This window comes from Aquipuribacter hungaricus, assembly GCF_037860755.1.
GTDB lineage: Bacteria > Actinomycetota > Actinomycetes > Actinomycetales > JBBAYJ01 > Aquipuribacter > Aquipuribacter hungaricus.
Genome location: NZ_JBBEOI010000442.1, coordinates 1 through 1,183 on the forward strand (window position 1 = coordinate 1; position 1,183 = coordinate 1,183).

The 1,183-nt window shown below is 78.9% G+C and carries 1 protein-coding gene and 1 pseudogene; one reads left to right on the forward strand and one right to left on the reverse strand.

From position 1 onward, the window contains the following. The coding region (locus WCS02_RS20480) for a CYTH domain-containing protein (protein WP_340296166.1) at positions 1 to 717 on the reverse strand (717 nt) is incomplete at its 3' end. Positions 718 to 882: 165 nt separating this feature from the next. Here WCS02_RS20480 and WCS02_RS20485 point away from each other — a divergent pair. Next, positions 883 to 1,183, forward strand: a pseudogene (locus WCS02_RS20485) (aminoglycoside 3'-phosphotransferase); the annotation flags it as partial.

Here is a 1,183-nt window from a genome sequence, read left to right on the forward strand (position 1 = left end):
GTGGGCGCGGACCAGGTCGGCGGCGGGCGCCGAGGCCGGGACGTGGCGCGGGGGCGGCGGGACGTCGGAGGGGGCGGTGGCCCGGGACCGGAGCGCCTGCACGAGCTTGGGCACGAGCCCGCCGGGCTCCGCGCCGGCGGCGACCAGTCGTTCGACGACCTCGGCGAGCGCCGCCCCGTCGGTGCCGGGGCGCTGCTCGAGCTCCAGCTCGGCGAACCGCGCCGCCCCGTCGGCCGTGCTGCCGGCCGTGCTGCCGGTCGCCACGTCGGTCGTCGCCACGTCGGTCGTCACCACGTCGAGCGCCACCTCGGCGAGCACGTCCTCGCCGGACAGCAGCAGCGTGACGCTGCGCGTGGTCCTGAGCGTGGCGACCGGTGCCAGGGGCAGGCCGCGCGCCACGGCGGTGACGAGCCCGGCGAGCTCTCCGGGCACCCCGCCGTCGGGCACGGCGTCCAGCGGGAGCCGCACCTCGTCGCGCGAGGAGCCCCCGACCGGGAGCTTGAGGTGCCAGCCGGCGTCGTCGCCGCCCTCGCGCCGGCGCAGCGTGATGCCCTCGCGGGCCAGGCGCAGGTCGTCGGTGTCGAGGTAGACGGCGACCAGGTCGTGGGTCTGCGGCCCGGAGACTCCGGTCACCGGTCCCGCGCCGACGAGGTCCGGCACCTGGAACCCCTCCGGGACGGCGAACTTCTGCTCGGTCTCGCGCACCACCTCAGCCACGCGTTCACCGTGCCCCGCCGCCGGGGGCGCCACACGTCACGACCGACGTCGCCGCCAGCACACGTCGCGCCCGCACGTCGCGACGCGCGTCGAGGGGACAGGTCACGACGGGCGTCCGGACCAGGGAGGCTGGCGGTCCGGCGGGCCGGGGCGCAGGCTCTGCCCGTGAGCCTGCCGACCGGTCCCGTCGCGCTGCCGGACGCCGTCGCCGGGCTGGTGCGGGGGGCCGACGTCACCCCGGTCTGGCAGAACCTCCTGGGCGGGGTCACGGTCCGGCTGCGGGGCGGGCCGGACGACGTCGACCGGTTCCTGCGCTGGTCGCCGACCGGGTCCGCGCCGGACGTCGACGGCGAGGTGGCCCGGCTGCGCTGGGCGGCGGCGTGGCTGCCCGTGCCGCGGGTGGTCGACGCCGGCCGCACGCCGGAGGGGACCTGGCTGCTCACGGAGGCGCTGCCGGGGCGCTCCG